At 70.8% G+C, this 16,549-nt stretch carries 17 protein-coding genes; 8 read left to right on the top strand and 9 right to left on the bottom strand.

The genetic code is table 11. The features are described 5' to 3' along the window. Window positions 1-32: 32 nt before the first annotated feature. On the top strand, window positions 33-374 hold the full coding sequence (locus tag ACPYN4_RS10685) for a hypothetical protein (RefSeq protein WP_076688407.1): 342 nt from the start codon (window positions 33-35) through the stop codon (window positions 372-374). Between the two features lie 38 nt (window positions 375-412). Here ACPYN4_RS10685 and ACPYN4_RS10680 read toward each other — a convergent pair whose 3' ends face one another. Further along, the gene (locus tag ACPYN4_RS10680) at window positions 413-1,381 is read right to left on the bottom strand and encodes an intradiol ring-cleavage dioxygenase (protein WP_281651906.1); all 969 of its coding nucleotides are present in this window, start codon (window positions 1,379-1,381) and stop codon (window positions 413-415) included. A gap of 94 nt (window positions 1,382-1,475) precedes the next feature. Between ACPYN4_RS10680 and ACPYN4_RS10675 the strand changes: the two genes are divergently transcribed. The 4 genes from ACPYN4_RS10675 (at window position 1,476) to ACPYN4_RS10660 (ending at window position 6,035) form a co-directional block, all read left to right on the top strand. After that, window positions 1,476-2,420, top strand: a complete 945-nt coding sequence (locus ACPYN4_RS10675) for a phosphoribosylaminoimidazolesuccinocarboxamide synthase (protein WP_076688405.1) — start codon at window positions 1,476-1,478, stop codon at window positions 2,418-2,420. A 183-nt stretch (window positions 2,421-2,603) separates the two neighbouring features. Continuing rightward, entirely contained in the window at window positions 2,604-3,533 is a 930-nt protein-coding gene (locus ACPYN4_RS10670) for an NADP-dependent oxidoreductase (RefSeq protein ID WP_424446331.1), read from the top strand. Window positions 3,534-3,768: 235 nt separating this feature from the next. Next, window positions 3,769-5,109, top strand: a complete 1,341-nt coding sequence (locus ACPYN4_RS10665) for a uracil-xanthine permease family protein (RefSeq protein ID WP_424446330.1) — start codon at window positions 3,769-3,771, stop codon at window positions 5,107-5,109. Window positions 5,110-5,156: 47 nt separating this feature from the next. Further along, a complete protein-coding gene (locus ACPYN4_RS10660; protein ID WP_281651903.1) occupies window positions 5,157-6,035 on the top strand; it encodes a VOC family protein in 879 nt (292 codons plus the stop codon). Window positions 6,036-6,110: 75 nt separating this feature from the next. Here the strand turns inward: ACPYN4_RS10660 and ACPYN4_RS10655 are convergent, their stop codons facing one another. The 5 genes from ACPYN4_RS10655 to ACPYN4_RS10635 all read right to left on the bottom strand — a co-directional run bounded on the left by ACPYN4_RS10655 (window position 6,111) and on the right by ACPYN4_RS10635 (window position 11,976). Then, the gene (locus tag ACPYN4_RS10655; RefSeq protein WP_281651902.1) at window positions 6,111-7,124 is read right to left on the bottom strand and encodes a LacI family DNA-binding transcriptional regulator; all 1,014 of its coding nucleotides are present in this window, start codon (window positions 7,122-7,124) and stop codon (window positions 6,111-6,113) included. A gap of 7 nt (window positions 7,125-7,131) precedes the next feature. After that, a complete protein-coding gene (locus tag ACPYN4_RS10650; RefSeq protein WP_424446329.1) occupies window positions 7,132-8,601 on the bottom strand; it encodes a GH1 family beta-glucosidase in 1,470 nt (489 codons plus the stop codon). Between the two features lie 29 nt (window positions 8,602-8,630). Next, window positions 8,631-9,539 carry a carbohydrate ABC transporter permease gene (locus tag ACPYN4_RS10645; RefSeq protein WP_424446328.1) on the bottom strand — a complete coding sequence of 303 codons (909 nt, stop codon included), beginning with the start codon at window positions 9,537-9,539 and terminating at the stop codon, window positions 8,631-8,633. Next, complete coding sequence (locus tag ACPYN4_RS10640; protein WP_424446327.1) at window positions 9,536-10,582, bottom strand: carbohydrate ABC transporter permease; 1,047 nt, start codon at window positions 10,580-10,582, stop codon at window positions 9,536-9,538. The genes ACPYN4_RS10645 and ACPYN4_RS10640 overlap by 4 nt, the downstream gene beginning before the upstream one ends. Window positions 10,583-10,701: 119 nt before the next feature. Then, complete coding sequence (locus ACPYN4_RS10635; protein ID WP_424446326.1) at window positions 10,702-11,976, bottom strand: extracellular solute-binding protein; 1,275 nt, start codon at window positions 11,974-11,976, stop codon at window positions 10,702-10,704. 258 nt (window positions 11,977-12,234) lie between these two features. Here ACPYN4_RS10635 and purS point away from each other — a divergent pair, with 258 nt between their 5' ends. Beyond that, complete coding sequence (gene purS, locus ACPYN4_RS10630; protein ID WP_076688389.1) at window positions 12,235-12,480, top strand: phosphoribosylformylglycinamidine synthase subunit PurS; 246 nt, start codon at window positions 12,235-12,237, stop codon at window positions 12,478-12,480. Next, window positions 12,477-13,184, top strand: coding sequence for a phosphoribosylformylglycinamidine synthase subunit PurQ (purQ, locus tag ACPYN4_RS10625; RefSeq protein WP_424446325.1), 708 nt, complete (start codon window positions 12,477-12,479; stop codon window positions 13,182-13,184). The genes purS and purQ overlap by 4 nt, the downstream gene beginning before the upstream one ends. A gap of 51 nt (window positions 13,185-13,235) precedes the next feature. On the opposite strand, the gene ACPYN4_RS10620 is transcribed toward purQ, so the two are convergent. Next, window positions 13,236-13,667 carry a DUF1761 domain-containing protein gene (locus ACPYN4_RS10620; protein ID WP_287270382.1) on the bottom strand — a complete coding sequence of 144 codons (432 nt, stop codon included), beginning with the start codon at window positions 13,665-13,667 and terminating at the stop codon, window positions 13,236-13,238. 62 nt (window positions 13,668-13,729) lie between these two features. Here ACPYN4_RS10620 and ACPYN4_RS10615 point away from each other — a divergent pair, with 62 nt between their 5' ends. After that, window positions 13,730-14,647 carry a 2-hydroxyacid dehydrogenase gene (locus ACPYN4_RS10615; RefSeq protein WP_424446324.1) on the top strand — a complete coding sequence of 306 codons (918 nt, stop codon included), beginning with the start codon at window positions 13,730-13,732 and terminating at the stop codon, window positions 14,645-14,647. Window positions 14,648-14,758: 111 nt separating this feature from the next. On the opposite strand, the gene ACPYN4_RS10610 is transcribed toward ACPYN4_RS10615, so the two are convergent. Both ACPYN4_RS10610 and ACPYN4_RS10605 read right to left on the bottom strand, forming a co-directional pair. Continuing rightward, window positions 14,759-15,427 (bottom strand): nucleotidyltransferase family protein, encoded by a 669-nt coding sequence (locus tag ACPYN4_RS10610; RefSeq protein WP_424446323.1) that lies wholly within the window; start codon window positions 15,425-15,427, stop codon window positions 14,759-14,761. Next, window positions 15,424-16,527 carry an XdhC family protein gene (locus ACPYN4_RS10605; protein WP_424446322.1) on the bottom strand — a complete coding sequence of 368 codons (1,104 nt, stop codon included), beginning with the start codon at window positions 16,525-16,527 and terminating at the stop codon, window positions 15,424-15,426. Before ACPYN4_RS10605 ends, ACPYN4_RS10610 begins: the two co-directional genes overlap by 4 nt. Window positions 16,528-16,549: the final 22 nt, after the last annotated feature.

The following is a 16,549-nucleotide window of genomic DNA, read 5'->3' as shown; positions in this document are numbered from 1 at the left end:
AAAGCGTCGCGCGCCAGCGGTACGTTTGGTGCGTGGACGCAGAGTCTCAGCAGCAGGCGCACGAGATCTTCGACCCCCTTGCGCAACGGCTTCTGCTGCGCGATGGCGTCGACCTCGGGCCGATGTTCGGCGTCGAGGGGGTGCGCGTGCGGGGTAAGGTGTTCGCCTGCGTCGGCTACGACTCCGACCTCATGCTGAAACTCCCCCGCGATCGGATCGACGAGCTCGAGGCTGAGGGCACCGCGCGGCGCGTCGTGATGCGCGGTCGCCCCATGAAGGAGTGGGCGTTCGTGGATGCCGCGCACGCGCCCGCCTGGTCCGACCTCGTCGACGAGGCGTACGCATTCGTCGACTCGATCACGCCGCGTAGCTGACCCGCCGCGTGCGGCCGACCGCGCCCCCGCGCTCCCGCTCAGCGCCCGCCCGGTCCGCCGCCGCCGGGCGCGCTCCCGGCCGTCGGCGTCGTCGTCGTGTCGACGCGGCACACCAGGGTCGCCGCGAACCCGGCGGTCACGTCTCCCGTGACCGTCGCGACCTGCAGCACGCCGCCGTCGTCGCCAAAGACGTTGTCGGACGCCAGGGTGACCTGCGACAGGTTGCGCGCCGACCCGTCGTAGGCCGCCAGTGCATATACCGCGCCGAGCATGCTTTCGGGGAGGGCGAGCTGCGAGGTCGCGATGGCATTTGCGGAGTCGGTGATCGCGGATGCCGAGGGATAGACCTCGAAGTGGATATGCGGCCAGCGACCCGAGTAGCACCCGGGCACGATCGAAGTGAAGGTGACCTGACCGTCGGCATCCGTCACCTGCACGCCGCGCAGATAGGTCTCGTCCTCGATGCCGGCCGAGTACATCGAATACTCGCCCTGCGCCGTGCAGTGCCAGGCGTACACGGCGACGCCGGCGAACGGGGCGTCGCCGTTCGCCATGTCGGTGATCCGCAGGGTGAACTGCAACGGGACTCCGTCGGCCACCCCGCCCCCGGAGATCGAGCTGCGGATGTCCGAGCGGACGATGCCGGACTGCTCCAGCACGTCGGGGCCGTTCGATCCGTCGCCCGGGTAGGGTCCGGCGGTCTCGTCGGGGATCTCCGCGGTCGGGAGGGCGTCGCTCGCGGTCGGCGCAGACGTCGCGCTCGGGGTGGCCGAGGGGGTCGGCGTGCGCGTCGCCGCCGGGGAGGCCACCGCGTCGGTCACCGCCGAGCAGGCCGCGAGCGCGACCGCGCCGACACCCAGTCCCGCGATGCCGAGGATGCCGCGGCGCGAGACGAGCGTGCGCAGGTCGAAGCCGGCGCCCTGGTCGACGACCTCGTCGTCCGGGCGGTCGAGGAGGCGGCCCTGATAGCGGGGGCCGTCCGGGGTCTGCTCGGGTTCGGGGATCATGCACCCAGCCTGACCCGCCAGCACAGGCGTGCGCTGTCGCCCGGCTATGAGTCCGTGCTGACACGGCTCGCGAGCTCCCCGCGATAATGGACGGGTGACGGATGCTGCTCTCGACCTGCCCGGCTGGACCCACGTGTACTCCGGCAAGGTGCGGGACCTGTACCGCCCGGCCGGCGACATCCCCAAGGACAGGATGCTCGTCGTCGCCAGCGACCGGGTGAGCGCGTTCGACCATGTGCTCTCCCCCGGCATCCCGGGAAAGGGCGAACTGCTGACGACGCTCAGCCTGTGGTGGTTCGACCAGCTCGCCGGCGCCGACGGCGGACCGCGGATCCCGAACCACCTCGCCCCGTCGCACGAGCTGACCCTCGGGGCCGACGGCGAGGCGAACACCGCCGACGATGTCGTGGACCTCATCCCGGCGGCCGTCGCGGGCCGCGCGATGGTGGTGCGCGAGCTCGAGATGCTCCCGATCGAGTGCGTCGTCCGCGGCTACCTCACGGGATCGGGGTGGAAGGAGTACCGCGTGTCGGGGACGGTGTGCGGCATCCCGCTGCCGGCGGGTCTCGCGGACGGCGACCGCCTGCCCGAGCCGATCTTCACGCCTGCGTACAAGGCGCCGATGGGGGAGCACGACGAGAACATCTCGTTCGCACGCGCCGAGGAGCTCGTCGGACCGGATCGCGCGGCCGAGCTGCGCGACGCCTCGCTCGCGATCTACCGTCGGGCCGCCGCGACCGCCGAGGCGAAGGGGCTCATCCTCGCCGACACGAAATTCGAGTTCGGGGTGGATGCCGCAGGCACGCTGACCCTCGCCGACGAGGTGCTCACGAGCGACTCGTCCCGGTACTGGGATGCCGCGGCGTGGGCCACGGGCGCAACTCCGGCGGAGCGGATGGCGAGCTTCGACAAGCAGATCGTCCGCGACTGGCTCGCCGCGGCGTGGGACCAGACCGGCACCCCGCCCGAGCTCCCCGCCGAGATCGTCGAGCGCACCGCCGCGAAATACCGCGAACTCCTCGAGAAGCTCACCGCGTAGCGCCAGCGTCCTGCGTCGCGCACGCCTCTGACGCCGAGTGCGCCCGTTGTCGCCCACCGGGCCGGTTATCCGCGCACCACAGCGGGCGCTCCCGACGCGAACGGGCCCGGTCGGCGGTGGAGACGACGGGGCGAGGGCGAGGGGCAGTGGAATGGATGCCGGGCGGGCATCGTTCGCACTCACATGAAGGCACTCGTGTACTCCGACTTCGGCGGCAACGACCGCTTCCAGATCGTCGACCGGGAGATGCCCCACAACGGCCCCGACACGCTTGTCGTGCGGGTCGTGGCCGCGGGCCTCAACCCCGTCGACTACAAGGTGCGCGAGGGATACCTGCGCGGCGCGATCGACACCCTGCTGCCGGCGGTGCCGGGCTGGGACGTCGCCGGCATCGTGGAGAAGACAGGGCTCGACACCCCGGAGTTCGCCGTCGGCGACGCCGTGCTGGCCTATGCCCGCGCCGACGTGGTGCAGCATGGCTCGCTCGCCGAGTACATGCCCGTGCCGGTGCGCACCGCCGCGCACAAGCCCGAGGGCGTCTCGTTCGAACAGGCCGCCGCGCTGCCGCTGACGGGGCTCACGGCCCTGCAGTCGCTCGAGCGCGCCGGTGTGCGGTCGGGCCAGACCGTGCTCATCCACGGCGCCGCGGGCGGAGTGGGATCGTTCGGCGTGCAGCTCGCGGTGCTGCGCGGCGCACGCGTCGTGGGAACCGCATCGCCGGCGAATCACGAGTACCTGCGCTCACTCGGCGCCGAACCGATCGCCTACGGCGACGGTGTGGTCGATGCGGCGCGCGCCCTCGCGCCGGAGGGTTTCGACGTGATCGTCGACTACGCCGGCGGCGCATCGCTCGACTCGGTGCCTCACCTCCTGGCATCCGCGGGCACCGTCGTCTCTATCGCCGATCCGCGCGCCCGCAGCGAGTTCGGCGGCCACTACGTGTGGGTGCGACCGGGTGCCGCGCAGCTCGCCGAGCTCGCGCACCTCGTCGCCGACGGTGCGCTGCGCGTTGAGATCGCCGCGACCTACCCCCTCGACGAGGCGGCTGCCGCGTATGCGGCGCTCGAGCAGGGCCACACCCGCGGCAAGCTCGTCGTCACCACCGCGGTCTGAGCACCGCTCCCGGCACACCGACTGCGCCCGTTGTCACCCACCGGGCCGGTTAGCTGCGCACAACAGCGGGCGCTCTCGACGCGAACGGGCGCACTCGACGCCGGAGGCACTCGACGCCGGAGGCGCGGGATGCCGGAGGCGCGGGATGCCGGCCTCACAGCCATCTCCCAGATACGCTGACCCCAGGCATCCGCCACCCCAGGCATCCACCACCCGAACGTCGAGGAGCACCCGCATGCCCATCTGGACCCTGCACGGCGACGGCCGCACCGTCGAGCCCGGCGCCGTCGTCACGCCCACCGAGCGGCTCGGCTGGCCGGCAACGATCGCGATCGGCGCGCAGCACGTCATTGCCATGTTCGGCGCGACGTTCCTCGTGCCGATCCTCACCGGCTTCCCGGTGACGACGACCCTCTTCTTCTCGGGCGTCGGCACGATCCTCTTCCTCCTCCTCACGCGCAACAAGCTGCCCAGCTACCTCGGCTCCTCGTTCGCGTTCATCGCGCCGATCCAGGCGTACAACGGCGGCAAGACCCTCGAGACGACGCAGCAGATCACGCAGGCGATGGTCAGCGTCGCGGTCACGGGTGTGATCCTCGCGCTCGTGGGCCTGCTCGTGCAGAAGATCGGCACGCGCTGGATCGAGAAGCTCATGCCGCCGGTCGTCTCGGGCGCCATCGTCGCCCTGATCGGCCTCAACCTCGCCCCCGCGGCCTGGAACAACTTCACCGTGCAGCCGGGCGTCGCGACCATCACCCTCGCCGCGATCATCCTGTTCAGCGTGCTGTTCCGCGGGTTCCTCGGACGCATCTCGATCTTCCTCGGCGTCGTCGTCGGCTACGTCTTCGCGGCGATCACCGGTCAGGTGTCGTTCGACGCGGTGTCGCAGGCGGCCTGGGTGGGCCTGCCCGAGTTCCACCTCCCCGCGTTCGGCGACCCGGTCTCGTGGAGCCTGCTGCCGATCTTCCTGCCGGTCGTCCTCGTCCTCATCGCCGAGAACGTCGGCCACGTGCGGGGCGTCGCGACCATGACCGGTGACCCCACGATCAACCGGCACACCGGCCGCGCGCTCACCGCCGACGGCGTCGCGAGCACGCTCGCGGGCCTGTTCGGCGGCTCGGCGACGACGACCTACGGCGAGAACATCGGCGTCATGGCGGCGACCCGCGTCTATTCGACGGCGGCGTACTGGGTCGCGGGCGCCTTCGCGATCCTGCTGTCGTTCTCGCCCGCGTTCGGCGCGGTCATCAACACGATCCCCGCGGGCGTCATCGGCGGCGCGACGACCGCGCTGTACGGCCTCATCGGCGTCATCGGCATCAAGATCTGGGTCGACAACCAGGTCGACTTCTCGCGCCCCGTCAACCAGTACACCGCCGCGGTGGCCTTCGTCATCGCGATCGCGGGCTTCACGATGAACCTCGGCACGCTGACGTTCTCGGCGATCGTGCTCGGCACCGTCGCGGCCCTCGTGATCTACCACGGCGGCAACGCGATCGCCCGCTGGCGCAACACCGGCACCGACGACGGCGGCCCCATCGTCCCGATCGGCCAGCTCGGCGGCGACCCGCAGTAACGCAGCCCGCGGGAATGCGCCGGGGCGCGGATTAGTTGTAGCTACACATGACTGATCTCGCCCCGGCATCCGCCCGCCTTCACGCGGCCACGCGGATGGATGCCGTCACCCTCCTCGTCGGCGACCTCGACGCGCAGACCGCGTTCTACCGCGACGTCGTGACGCTCGAGGTGCAGGATGCCGCCGGCGACACCGTCACCCTCGGCCGTGCCGGGCGCCCGCTGGTGATCCTCCGGCACGAGCCGGCGCTGCGGCGCGCGCCCGCTGGTTCCGCGGGCCTGTTCCACACCGCGATCCTCTTCGAGACGCAGCCCGCCCTCGCGGCGGCGCTGTACTCCGTCGCCCAGCGCGCGCCGCGCACCTTCACCGGAAGCGCCGACCACCTCGTCAGCCAGGCGTTCTACCTCACCGACCCCGAGGGCAACGGCATCGAGCTGTACTGGGACCGCGACCGCACCGAGTGGTCGTGGACCCACGGCCAGGTCGAGATGGACACGCTGTACCTCGACCCGAACGCGTTCCTCACCGAGCACCTCACCGAGGCCGCCGCGAACGGTGCGACGGCGACGGATGCCGCGGCCATCGGCCATGTGCACCTCTCGGTCGGCGACGTCGCGACGGCGCGCGCGTTCTACGTCGACGCGCTCGGGTTCGACACGACCGCGGCGCTCGGCTCTCAGGCCCTGTTCGTCAGCGCCGGCGGCTACCACCACCACATGGCCATGAACGTGTGGAACTCCCGCGGCGCGGGTCCGCGGATGCCGGCGCTCGGCCTCGGTCGCGTCGATCTCGCCCTGCCGGATGCCGACGGTCTCGGCGCCCTGACCGAGCGCCTGCGTCACAACGGCATCGCAGTGCGCGACGACGGCCGCACAGTCGCGTTCACCGACCCGTGGAACAACCTGCTGCACGCGTCCGTCGTCTGACGGCCACCGCTCGGTCGCGCGGCACCGCGTCCACCGAGTCCACCGTGGCGGTCATGCCTGCCGCATGCCGCGGCCTCACGCCGAGGCGCGGAGGACCAGCTCGGTCTGCAGGATTGTCACGTGCGGCGGCTGTCCGCCGGCCAGCAGCGACAGCAGGATGTCGGCCATCGCCTCGCCCTGCTCGTGGGACGGCTGCCGAACCGTCGTGAGGTTCGGCTGGACCGCCGTGGCGACCGGCGAATCGTCGAAGCCGACGATCGCGACGTCTTCGGGCACGCGGATGCCGGCGCGTCCGAGCGTCGCGAAGGCACCGCGCGCCATGAGGTCGCTCGCGACGAACAGGGCGTCGGGCTCGGCGCCGGCGTCGATCATCCGGCGCATCGCGGCGGCTCCGCCATCCGCCGTGAAGTTGCCGTCCTCGACGGCGACCGGCTCGAGCCCCGCGGCGGCGAGCGCCTCGCGGAACCCGCTCAGGCGGTCGACGCCGGCCGGCATCGTCAGCGGCCCCGTGATGGTGCCGATGCGGCGGAAGCCCTTGGCCACCAGGTACGCCGTCGCGTCGCGGGCGCCAGCGGCGTTGTCGACATCGACGTAGTATGCGCTCTTCCGATCGCGCACCGGGCGGCCGCCGTAGACGACCGGGACCGCGGCGGCGATGCGGTCGATGAACGTGTCGCTGGTGTGGTGGGAGACCACGATGGCCCCGTCGACGGCGCCGCTGCGCACGTACGCCGTCGTCTTGTCGCGGGGATCGTCGCTGGCGATGATGAGGTTCAGCACGTAGTCCGAGCGGCTGAGGCGCGCGTTGATCCCCGACACGATCGACGCGAAGAACGGGTCGCCGAAGAACCGCGTCGTGTCCTCGGGCACGACGAGCGCGATCGCCATCGTGGCGCGGCTGGCGAGCGAGCGGGCGGCGCGGTTGGGCACGTAGTTGAGCTCGGAGATCGCGCGCTGCACGGCCTCGAGGGCGGCCGGGCTCACCGCCGTCGATCCGTTCACGACCCGAGACACCGTCGAACGCGAGACCCCGGCGGCCGCGGCGACCTCTTCGATCGTGGCGACCGCGCGCGGCGTGTCGATGCTCACGTGAGGCCTACCTCGGTGCAAGAAGTGCGGATGGGACGTCGATCGCGCGGGCGGCGATGACCCGACGATACTCCAGCGCGCTGTCCTTCGGCGTGCGCTCCTGGGTGTCGTAGTCCACGCGGACGATGCCGAACCGCTTGGCGTACCCCCACGCCCACTCGAAATTGTCCAGCAGCGACCAGTAGAAGTAGCCGCGCACGTCGACGCCCGACTCCGCGGCATCCGCGATCGCACCGAGGTGGCCCCGCAGGAACGCGACCCGCTCCGTGTCGTGCACCCGCCGGACGCCGTCCTCGACGACGAGTTCGTCGTCGTAGGCGGCGCCGTTCTCGGTGACGTACAGGACCGTGCCCGCCGGCTGGGCGTACTCCGTCCACACCCGCTGCAGCAGCCGAGTGAGTCCCTCCGGCTGGACCTCCCAGCCCATGTTGGTGCGCGGCAGGCCCCGCTCGTGCCAGTGGATGTCCACCCCCGCAGGCCACGGCGACCCCGTCGCCCGGTCGGTGGGAGCGTCGCCCGGGACCGGCGGATGCGGGTCGGGCGCGGCGCCGACGAACTCGCCGTGGTAGTAGTTGACGCCCAGCGCCTGCAGCGGCTGGGCGATCGTCTCGAGGTCGCCCGGCAGGGTCGCGGCGTCGAGGGCGTCGATGGCCCCGGCATCCACGGCGCGGATGTCGGCGACGATGTCGGCGGGGTACTGCCCGCGGAAGATCGGGTCGAGGAACCAGCGGTTGAACTGGCCGTCGATGCGCCGCGCCGCGTCGAGATCGCCGGCGTCGGACGGGTCGACCGGGTCGGCGACGGTGAGGTTCAGCGTGATCCCGAGATCCAGCGACGCATCGCGTGCCCGCAGCTCGCGCACGACCTGACCGTGGCCGAGCAGCAGGTGGTGCGCCGCGAGGACGCCCTCGGTGATCGAGAAGTGCCCGGGGGCGTGGATGCCGCCGGTGTAGCTCAAGAACGACGAGCACCACGGCTCATTGAGCGTCGTCCAGTTCTGCACGCGGTCGCCGAGGGCGTCGTGCACGCTCAGCGCGTACTCGGTGAACAGGTCACTCGTCTCGCGCACCGTCCAGCCGCCGCGGTCCTGCAGCGCCTGCGGCAGGTCCCAGTGGTAGAGCGTCAGCCAGGGCAGGATGCCGGCACCGTGCAGCTCGTCGACGAGCCGCTTGTAGAAGTCCAGGCCCTTCTGGTTGACCGCTCCGCCGTCGGGGCGGACGCGCGCCCACGACACCGAGAAACGGTAGGTGTCGAGCCCCAGGTCCTTCATGAGCGCGACGTCGTCGCGGAACCGGTGGTAGTGGTCGCACGCGACGTCGCCGTTGTCAGCGTTGATCACGGCGCCGGGTTCCCGGCTGAACGTGTCCCAGATGGATGCCGTCCGGCCGTCCTCGAAGGCCGCGCCCTCGATCTGGTAGGCCGCGGTCGCCGCGCCGAACAGGAATCCGGACGGGAAGGGGCGCGCGGTGTCAGACATAGTGGTCCCTTTCTCCAGGCGCGGCGGGCTCAGCCCTTGACCGCACCCTGCATGATGCCGCTGACCAATTGCTTGCCGGCGAAGACGAACACGATGATGAGCGGGATGGTCGACAGCAGCACGCCGGCCAGCACGATCGAGTAGTCGATGAAGTAGTTCGACTGCAGCAGCGACAGCGCGACGGGCAGGGTGGGGCTTTGCCGGTCCAGCACGATGAACGGCCAGAAGAAGTTGTTCCACGCCGACACGAAGGTGAACAGGCCCAGCATCGCTGCGGCAGGACGCGCGGCGGGCACGCCGACCGTCAGGAACGTCCGGAAGGCGGTCGCCCCGTCGACCCGCGCGGCCTCGATGAGCTCATCGGGGACGGCCTGGCGGATGTACTGCGTCATCCAGAACACGCCGAACGCGCTGACGAGGGCGGGGATGATGATGGCGCCGAGGTTACCGGTCCAGCCGATCTCACTGAACAGGATGTACAGCGGCACGACACCCAGCTGCATCGGGACCGCCATCGTCGCGATGACGAAGACCAGCAGGACACTCGAGCCCTTGAACCGCAGCTTCGCGAAGGCCCAACCCGCAAGTGTGGAGAAGAACACGACCGACAGGGCGATGAGTCCCGAGCTGACGATCGAGTTCCACAGCGCAACCCAGAAGTTCACCGCGGGATCGTTGATCACCTTCGCGGCGTTGCTGAAGAAGTTTCCGCCCGGGAGCCACGACATGTTGGGGTCGCGGATCGTGTACGAGGTGCCCGACCCGATCAGCAGCGACCAGTAGAAGGGGAAGATGCTCGCCAGGAGCACGACCCCGAGGCATCCGTACACGAACCAGCCAGGGCGTGACCCCTTGACGCGCCGGGGCCGGCGTGCCGGGCGGGGCGGCTCCGGCTCTTCCTCGGACAGGACGATGGGGTGGGCGTCGAGGGCGCTCATCGGATCACCTCACGGGTCTCGGTGGCGGCGTTGTGGGCGGTGCGGCGCCGTGCGACATCGGCCTTCGCGCTGCGCTGTGCGGCGCGCAGTTGTGCGCGCGTCATGGTCGATCTGCTGCCTTCGTCGCGGACGAGACTCTTCGTGACAAGGAGGTTGATCAGGCCGATCACCAAGATGATGAGGAACAGGATCCACGCCAGTGCCGCAGCTCGGCCGAAGTTCCACTCGCCCCAGCCGATGTTGTAGAGCCAGAGCGTGATCGTCAGCCACTGCGAGTTCGCCCCGCCGGTGCCGTACTGGTCGTACATGCGGGGCTCATCGAAGATCTGCAGTCCGCCGATCGTTGAGGTGATGATGACGAAAATGAGGGTGGGGCGCAGGCTCGGCAGGGTGATCGAGAAGAACTGACGTGCCTTGCCGGCACCGTCCACCGTCGCGGCCTCGTAGTAGTCGCGCGGGATCGCCTGCATCGCGGCGAGAAGGATGAGGGTGTTGTATCCGGTCCAGCGGAAGTTGACCATCGTGGCGATGGCGATGTGGCTGGCGAAGGCATTCGAGTGCCACTTCACGGGCTCGATCCCGATGTTGCCGAGCCAGGTGTTCACGATCCCGTACTGGTCGCCGAACATGTTGGAGAAGATCAGAGCCACGGCCACCGGCGCCATGACGTAGGGCAGCAGCACGCCCATGCGCCAGAAGGTCTTGGCGCGGATGTTCTGGTCGAGCAGTGCGGCGATGAAGATCGCGACGATCAGCTGCGGAACGCTCGAGAGCAGGAAGATGCTGAAGGTGTTGCGCAGCGCAATCCAGAACTTCGGGTTGGACAGGATCCACCCGTACTGGTCGAAGCCAATGAACTCACCCGACCCTCGGACGAGGTCCCAGTTCATGAAAGAGATGACGGCGGTGTAGCCGATCGGGAAGAGTCCCACGATCACGAAGAGGAGGAAGAACGGGGAGATGTACAGATAGGGCGAGACCTTGAGGTCCCACGAGCTCAGCTTGGTGCCGAACCCGATGCGCTTGGTCGCCGTCGCGCTCACGTCGTGCCTCGATCCAGGTGTGCGATGGGGGGATGCCGGGTGCCGGCGCGTTCGCCGGGAGAAGAGCCGTGGGCCCGGAGGCGGTGCCGGAGCACAGCGCCCGGACCCACGGCATCCGATCAGCCGATCGCGTCGACTTCAGACTTCCACTGATCCCAGGAGGCGGCCTTGTCCTGCGTGCCGTCCTCGACGCGGGTCAGAGCCTTCTGCATCGCGTCGTTGATCTGGAAGTAGTACTGGCCCTTGAACGGAGACACCGTCACCGCCTTGGCGCGCTCGGAGAAGATCTCGCCGACCTTCGCGTCGCCGAAGAACGCGTTCGTGCTTCCCAGCAGCGTGTCATCGGTCAGCGCGTCGTTCTGGCTGGGGAAGGTGCCCGCGTTCTCGAACGCCTTGATCTGGGTCTCGGGGCTGGTCAGCCAGTCCGCGAGCTCCTGAGCGGCCGCGACGTGCTCGCCGTTGGCGGGAACGGTCAGGTACGAGCCGCCCCAGTTGCCGCCGCCGCCGGGGAACGTGTTGGCGATGCGCCAGCCATCGACACCCTCCGCGTTTCCGGAGATCACGCCGAGCATCCAGCCCGGGCACAGCATCGTGGCGAAGGCGCCGTTGGACAGACCGGCGAACCAGTCATCCGACCACTGGCCGAGGTGGGCCGACTGCGTCGCGCTGGCGTCCAGAACCTGGTTGTAGAGGTCCTCGACCGCGGGGTCGATGTCGATCTCGCCGGAGTCCGGGTTCTCGTAGGCGGCCTCGACCTGGTTGATCATGCCCTGGTAGGTGCCGCCGGCGGAGTCGAAGAACGCCTTGCCGGTCGCGGCGGAGTACTGCGCGCCGACGTCGAAGTACTTCGCCCAGTCGCCGTCGAGGAGCGTCGCGACCTCGGCCGGGTCGGTGGGAAGGCCTGCCGCCTCGAAGAGGTCAGCACGGTAGCAGATGGCCTCCGGGCCGATGTCGGTGCCGTAGCCGATGAGGTTGTCGTCGGCATCCGTCGCCGCCTTCTCCTTCCAGTCCAGCCAGCGACCCTTCAGCTCGGCAGGGACGGGAGCGAGCATGTCGGAGTACTTCATGACCTCGGGCAGCCAGTCCACCTCGATCGCCTCGATGTCGGCGAGACCGGTCTTGCCGAGCTTCTGGAAGTAGTTGGCGCGCGCGTCGTTGCTGGTCGCGGCCTTATTGTGGACGATCGTCACGTTCGGGTGGGCGTCGGTGTACTCCTTCAGCAGCTCGTCGCTGTAGCCGAAGTCGTTGAACGTCGCGATGGTCAGCGTGACCTTCTCGTTCGGGTCTGCCGTGGCGCCGCCGCCGCTGCCCCCGGCGCAGCCGGCGAGGACGATGGCGGAGGTGGTCGCGACGCCGGCAACGAGACCGATGCGTCGCAGTGCGCGTGTGTTCACGTGTCACTCCTTTGTGGGTGTGTTACTGGTGCGTGGGCCGCTTTCCCGTTACCCAGCGCGTGATTCGGGATGGGAGCGCTCTCACCGGACAGCCCCGACGTTACGGGAGCGCTCCCAAGGACGTCAAGGGAGCGCTCCCATACGGCGGTCACGGTTCGGTAACGGCGAGGACCGGCATCCTGCTCCGCAGCGGCGGCGCGGCAGCGCGGCGCCCGTAGACTGGAGGCGACCCGTTCCCGTCAGATCCCGGAGCCTCGAATGCCCACCATCGTCGTCGACGTCATGCCCAAGGCCGAGCTGCTGGATCCGCAGGGGAAGGCCGTCGCCGGCGCCCTGGACCGCATGGGCGTCGAGGGCTTCTCGGCCGTCCGCATCGGCAAGCGCTTCGAGCTGACCGTCGCCGACGCCTCCGAGGAGACGCTCGCGGTGGCCCGCAAGCTCGCCGACGAGGTGCTCTCGAACTCCGTGATCGAGGACGTCGTCGGCATCGAGGTCGTCGAATGACCACCCGCATCGGCGTCATCACCTTTCCCGGATCGCTCGACGACGGCGACGCGCGACGCGCGATCCGCCTCGCCGGCGCCGAACCCGTCGCCCTGTGGCACGGCTCGCACGACCTCGAGGGCGTCGACGCCCTCGTCCTCCCCGGCGGCTTCAGCTACGGCGACTACCTGCGCGCCGGCGCGATCGCCGCGCTCGCGCCGATCATGGCCGAGGTGAAGGATGCCGCCGCCGCCGGCATGCCGATCCTCGGCATCTGCAACGGCTTCCAGATGCTCGTCGAGGCTCACCTGCTGCCGGGCGGGCTCATCCGCAACGCCCACCAGCAGTTCATCCGTCGCGACCAGCGGCTGCGCGTCGAGAACGCCTCGACGGCCTGGACGTCGCAGTTCGAGGTCGGGCAGGAGATCACGATCCCGCTGAAGAATGCCGACGGCGGGTACATCTGCTCCGCCGAGACGCTCGCGTGCATCGAGGGCGAGGGGCTCGTGGCGTTCCGCTACGTCGGGGTCAACCCGAACGGCTCGCTCGACGACATCGCTGGGCTCACCAACCCGGCGGGCAACGTCGTGGGCCTCATGCCGCACCCCGAGCACGCCGTCGAGCCGGGCTTCGGCCCGAACACGGTCGCCGCGATGCGCTCCGGCGTCGACGGTCTCGCGTTCTTCACCTCGGCGGTTGCGGCCGTCGTGGGCGCCGCGGCCTGACCCGCGCCGCGCGATACACGCACGGATGCCGCGCGCCGCGGCATCCGCCGGTCAGACGGTGCCCGCGGGTGGCCACACACCGATGATCACCGACATCACCAGCACGAGCACCAGCTCGTAGGAGATGTTGAGGATCGTCAGCTGCGACGGGCGCCCGGCGAAGACGTCGTGCGTGATGAAGCGACCGGCCGTGAAGCCGGCCCACAGCGTCAGCCCGGTCACGATCGCGGAGCCGAGGTATCCGCCGCCGTAGAAGTGCCATGCGATCGCGACGGAGCCGGCGAGCACCCAGGCCAGCAGGAACGCCAGCGCGACCGACACCAGGATCGGCAGCCACGCCTGCGCCGAGGTCTCGGGATCGGTGACCTGCCCCCACTTCTTCCACCGGTCGCCGAACACGCGAGGCGTGTACCAGACCGACCCGATGACGATGGCGGCCACCGTCGCCAGCAGCACCGCCCAGTAGTTGATCTCCGGAATCATGCGCACCTCCTGGGGCGAGGATACTGGGCGCGCCCGTCGCACGGGCGGGTAGCGTCGAGGTCATGAGCCTCGTCGTCTCCGTCCCCCGCCCCGAACTCGCCCGCGACCTCGAGCCGCTCCCGGACGGCGTCGAGGTGATCGTATGGGCGATGGATGCCGCAGCCCCGCGCGACCGCATCGACCTGGTCGTACCGCCCTACATGTCCGGCGGCAACGGGCTGTCGCTGCTGGCGGGGGTGACGAGCCGACTCGTGCAGGGCCAGTCCATCGGCTACGAGGGCACCGCGGAGAAGCTCCCGCCCGGGATCGTCTTCGCCAACGCCGCGACTGTGCACGAGACCTCCACCGCCGAGCTCGCGGTGGGGCTGACCCTCGCCGCGCAGCGGCACCTCGACGCGTTCGCCGTCGACACCCGCGCGGGGTTGTGGCATCCGCGCTACGCCCAGAGCCTCGCGGACCGGCGGGTGCTGCTGCTCGGCTACGGCGGCGTCGGCAAGGCGGTCGCCGCACGGCTGGCGCCCTTCGAGGTGGACCTCGTGCCGGTGGCGTCGCGGGCGCGCGACGAGGACGGCATCCGCGTGCACGGCATCGACGAGCTGCCGGAACTGCTGCCGACGGCGGAGATCGTCGTGCTGACCCTTCCCGGCGGAGATGCGACGCGGCACATCATCGGAGACGCCGAGCTCGCCGCCCTTCCCGACGGCGCGCTGATCGTCAACGTCGGGCGCGGACCGCTCGTGGACACCGACGCGCTCGTGCGGCACGTGCGGGCGGGGCGCATCCGCGCGGCGCTCGATGTCACCGACCCCGAACCGCTGCCCGAGGGGCACCCGCTCTGGGGGCTTCCGGGCGTGCTCATCGCGCCGCACGTCGGCGGAGCCTCCAGCGCCATGCACCCGCGCATCGCGGCGCTTGTGAAGCGCCAGATCGCGCACCTGCTCGCCGACGAGGAGCCGGAGAACATCGTCATCCGCACCTGAGGCCCGCGCGGGCGCGGTGCTCGGCGCGGGCGCGGTGCGGCGCGGGCGCGGTGCGCGGGAGCGAGCGGGCACAATTCAGTCTGCTCTGGTGCTCGTGGCGCCCCAGCGGGCTCAGACAGCCGGATCCGGCGCGAGGAGACTGAGTGAGGGACCGGCCCACCCGCGCACCCGGCCGCGCGACCCGCCTGTGGTCCCGGCCGGCGCGGGCCTACAGGCGCTCGGCGATGGCGGCGGCGCGTCGACGTCGCGGCCGTGCCACAGGTCGCCGCACTCGACGAGGGCGGCACCGTGCGCGCGCAGGTATCCGCCCGCGCCGCGGTCGCCGGCCAGCTCGGCGGCGAGCGCGCTCCAGTGCGCCCGCCCGATGAGCGCGGGGTGGCCCACCTCGCCGCCGTAGGCCGCCTGCCGCAGCGTCTCGGCGGATGCCTCCGCCGAGACGCGGATGCACGCGGGTGCCGGCAGCTCGGGCACATCCACGGGGACCACGAGTGCGGCCGTCGCGGCGGTCTCCGCCGCGACGGCAAGTCCCGCCCGCACCGAGGCCGACAACCCGTCGGACCAGTCCGCCGCGACGACGATCGTCGCGGCGGCGGGGACGAGCGCGGTCGCCTCGTCGTGTCGGGCGCCGAGCACGACGAGCACGGGCGCGCATCCGGCATCCGTCAGCGTCTCGACGGCACGGGCGATCCACCCTCGTCCGTCGGCATCCGTTGCCAGCGCCTTCGGGTGGCCGTACCGGGTGCCCGCGCCGGCGGCGAGCACGATGCCGACGACGCTCATGAGCGGGCGGGGACGTCGGGCAGCAAGGCGCACTCGATCGAGGGCACCGACGAAGGCACCGCGGCAGGCACCTGGGTAGCCGCATCAGAACCCGAACCCGCCCCCGGCCCGACCGCAGCGTGCACAGGCCCGGACAGCCCCGACAACCGGGCTCCCGTGCCACCGTGCCGGTCGGCGACGATCTCCGCGAGGATCGACAGGGCCGTCTCCTCGGGGCTGCGTCCGCCCAGATCCAGTCCGATCGGCGAGCGCACGCGCATCCGCGCGGCCGGCGGCACCTCGGCGTCACCGAGGCGCCGCATGCGGTCGTCGTGGGTCCGGCGACTGCCCATCGCCCCGATGTATCCGGCCGGCGACGCGAGCGCCGCGCGCAGCGCGGGGACATCGATCTTGGGGTCGTGCGTCAAGACGCAGACGGCGGTTCCGGCATCCAGCCGCTCCCCCGCGAGATACCGATCGGGCCAGTCGACGACGACCTCGGCACCCGGGAATCGGGCCTCGGTCGCGAACACCTCGCGCGGATCGAGGACGGTCACCCGCATCCCCATTGCGGCGCCCAGCCGCGCGAGCGCGACGGCGAACTCGACCGCGCCGACGACGATCAACCGCGCCGGAACCCCGACCCGCAGCGAGACGACGCCCGGCACCACCGCGGGCGCAGCGGCGTCCGACGACACGACTCGCCCGACGCCGAGTTCCGGCCCTGCCGTCACGAGCTCGAACCCCGTCGGGATCGCGGCGGCCTCGCGCGCCGCGAGCAGCTGCAGATCGGCCGCGGCGGCACTCCCCGGGGGCACGGCCCGCACGAGGACATCGATCGTCCCCCCGCACGTCAGCCCGACGGCGAACGCGTCGGCGTCGCTGTACGCGAACCGGTCGACGCGCGGCGCGGCACCGCCCAGCACCTCGAGGCAACGCTCGTAGACGGCGCCCTCGACGCAGCCGCCGGACACCGTGCCGAACACCTCGCCGCTCGCCGAGACGACCATGCTCGCGCCGATCTCGCGCGGCGCACTGCCGCCGACACCGACGACCGTCGCGATCGCGAACGCCTGCTCGGCGCCCGCCCAGCGGGCGGCGACAGGCAGGATCTCACGCATGCCATTCACGGTATGCGTCCCG

Origin of the sequence: Microbacterium sp. CH-015 (assembly GCF_049707015.1) — a bacterium.
GTDB classification, from domain to species: Bacteria; Actinomycetota; Actinomycetes; order Actinomycetales; family Microbacteriaceae; genus Microbacterium; species Microbacterium aurum.
The sequence above is the reverse complement of the archived record's forward strand: the minus strand, read 5'-3'. Positions and strand labels throughout refer to the sequence as shown.